The sequence below is a fragment of the Ruegeria sp. L11 genome (assembly GCF_056531755.1).
Window position 1 is genome coordinate 1 of the sequence record NZ_JBQFMI010000040.1, and the last position, 2,572, is coordinate 2,572.

At 59.4% G+C, this 2,572-nt stretch carries 3 protein-coding genes and 1 pseudogene; 2 read left to right on the top strand and 2 right to left on the bottom strand.

The features are described from left to right. Together glyA and ACR0CE_RS20415 are read left to right on the top strand one after the other, a co-directional pair. A pseudogene (gene glyA, locus ACR0CE_RS20410) lies at nucleotides 1-166 on the top strand (serine hydroxymethyltransferase); the annotation flags it as partial. Nucleotides 167-183: 17 nt separating this feature from the next. Next, complete coding sequence (locus tag ACR0CE_RS20415) at nucleotides 184-1,161, top strand: HpcH/HpaI aldolase/citrate lyase family protein (RefSeq protein WP_480833602.1); 978 nt, start codon at nucleotides 184-186, stop codon at nucleotides 1,159-1,161. A gap of 91 nt (nucleotides 1,162-1,252) precedes the next feature. Here ACR0CE_RS20415 and ACR0CE_RS20420 read toward each other — a convergent pair whose 3' ends face one another. Together ACR0CE_RS20420 and ACR0CE_RS20425 are read right to left on the bottom strand one after the other, a co-directional pair. Further along, nucleotides 1,253-2,254 carry a helix-turn-helix domain-containing protein gene (locus tag ACR0CE_RS20420; RefSeq protein ID WP_480484961.1) on the bottom strand — a complete coding sequence of 334 codons (1,002 nt, stop codon included), beginning with the start codon at nucleotides 2,252-2,254 and terminating at the stop codon, nucleotides 1,253-1,255. 103 nt (nucleotides 2,255-2,357) lie between these two features. Then, nucleotides 2,358-2,572: hypothetical protein (locus tag ACR0CE_RS20425; RefSeq protein ID WP_480833603.1), on the bottom strand; the 215-nt coding region annotated here is incomplete at its 5' end.

Consider the following 2,572-nt stretch of genomic DNA (forward strand, 5'->3'; position numbering starts at 1 on the left):
CCGCGGCTTTGGCGAGGCCGAGTTCCGCCAGATCGCCGACTGGATCATCGAAGTGGTCGACGGCCTGGCCGCCAACGGCGAAGACGGCAACGCCGAAGTCGAAGCCCGCGTCCGCGCCCAGGTCGCAGACCTCTGCAACCGCTTCCCCATATACCCGAACCTGTAAGCCGAAAGGTCCCAACCATGAGCTTTCAACCAATTGAACAAGCCCCCGCCCGCCTGAACCGCAGCGAGCTTGCCGTGCCCGGCAGCCAGCCCGGAATGTTTGAGAAGGCTGCGAAATCGGACGCGGATGTCATCTTCCTCGATCTGGAAGACGCCGTCGCGCCCGATGAAAAGGAGCAGGCGCGCAGGAACATCATTCAGGCGCTGAATGATATCGACTGGGGGAGCAAGACCATGTCGGTCCGGATCAATGGTCTGGACACCCATTACATGTACCGGGACGTCGTGGATGTTGTCGAACAGGCGGGCCAGCGTCTGGACCTGATCATGATCCCCAAGGTCGGGACAGCTGCAGATGTATATGCGGTCGACATGCTGGTGACCCAGATCGAAGACGCCAAGGGATACAAGAAACGGATCGGGTTCGAACACATCATCGAAACCGCGCTTGGTATGCAGAATGTCAGCGCGATTGCGGCTGCATCAAAGCGCAATGAAAGCCTTCATTTTGGTGTCGCGGATTATGCCGCCTCAACCCGCGCGCGAACCACAATCATCGGGGGCGTGAACCCGGATTATTCGGTTCTGACCGACCCGGATGCCGACGGCGGCCGCCTGACCCACTGGGGCGACATGTGGCACTATGCCCTTGCCCGCATGGTGGTTGCGGCGCGCGCCAACGGGTTGCGCCCCATCGACGGGCCTTTTGGCGATTTTCAGGACCCCGACGGTTACAAGGCCGCAGCAAAACGTGCCGCCGTTCTGGGCTGCGAGGGCAAATGGGCCATCCACCCCAGCCAGATCGCGCTTGCCAATGAGGTGATGTCGCCCTCGGATGCCGAAGTTACCAAGGCACGGCGTATCCTTGTCGCCATGGCCGAGGCCGAGGCAGACGGAAAAGGTGCCGTGTCTCTGGATGGCCGTCTGATCGACTATGCCTCGATCCGTCAGGCCGAAGTGCTGGTTGAAAAGGCCAGTCAGATCGCTGCGGCCTGATCGCCCGCACCAAACCTGACCTGCGTGGGCGCAAGGTCCACGCGGGCTCGGTGCTGCGTTGACTGGTGGATCACGAGACAAACGCGAAAGGTTATCCGTGTTCCGGGGCGGCCGTCCCCAGAAATCGCTTGTTCCGAATTTCGTCCGGGCTGACGTCAAAGCTGCGTTGAAAGGCGCGTTTCAGCGCGACAGTCGATGAAAAGCCGGTCGCTGTCGAGATTTCGATCTGCGACATGTTGGTGAATTGTAAAAGGCTCTGCGCCCGCTCCAGCCGTAGCTCTTTGTAGGTCGACAAAAGTTTCGCACCGGTTTTGCTTAGAAACCTTCGCTGTAACTGGCGAGTCGAGGTCCTGAGCACATTGGAAAGTTCCGAGATCGTCAAAGGATCTTCGATGTTTTCCTGCATCGCGTCCAGCGTGCGCATGACAAGCTGATCACCTTTTGCACGGTGCACCAGACGGGCGGCAAGCGTGCTGCCGTGCTTTTGTGTGGGTTCCGTCAGTCCAATGTATCCGCGCAGTATGTCCGCGATATGTTCCCCGTGGTCGATCGACACAAATTCTGACAGCAGGCGCAGCGCGCTTAGCCGGGTGGTTGCGCTATGGGCGCACCCGTCTGCGGCCAGATGCGTGCCGGTGCCACAATCTTCCAGCCCGCCCTCCAGTGCAGCGGCTGCGAAATTCGGGTGGACAGCAACGGTGTTCCGGCCTGTTCTTCCGAGTTGCGGCAGAAGCAGCACCGCGCCGCCGACCAGTACAACCCGTGAAGACAGGTTCAGGACCTGCGATACCCAGAATCTGCGCGAATGTGGAATGGACCAGATGTTCTCCAGATCTCCCCAGAAAATCGCCGTTCGTCCGGCCCAGTATAACGGTCCACCCGCAGGTTCCGAGCCAGCGACACGAAGGTTGACCACATAGGTGCAGTTTTCGGCCAGAGTGTTTAACGCCTGATAGAATTCGATGACCATTCCAGCTGACGCCATAGCCGCTTCACCGTTGAGAATGACATCGATATGTTTCAATCTTTCGGGTGCCTCAGGCTCCGTTTCAGACAGATTGGCGTGATCATTTGCGAGGACATAGTGTTTCATTGTTCCTCCGACGATTTGGGCGTGGCAGCGCCCCGATTGGCGCTGCCCTCAGGGTGTAAATCCGATCCGTCAGGCGAATTGACGGATCGGACAGACACGGGTTTCACTCAGCGGCGTCTTCGTATTCTGTCATTGGTGGGCATGTGCAGACGAGGTTTCGGTCGCCGTATGCGTTGTCGACGCGGTTGACGGGGGACCAGTATTTGTCGACGCCCATGGATCCCGGAGGGAAGCAGGCCTGTTCGCGGGTGTAGGGGCGGTCCCAGTCGCCGACCAGATCACGCACCGTGTGGGGGGCGTTTTTCAGCGGGTTGTTTT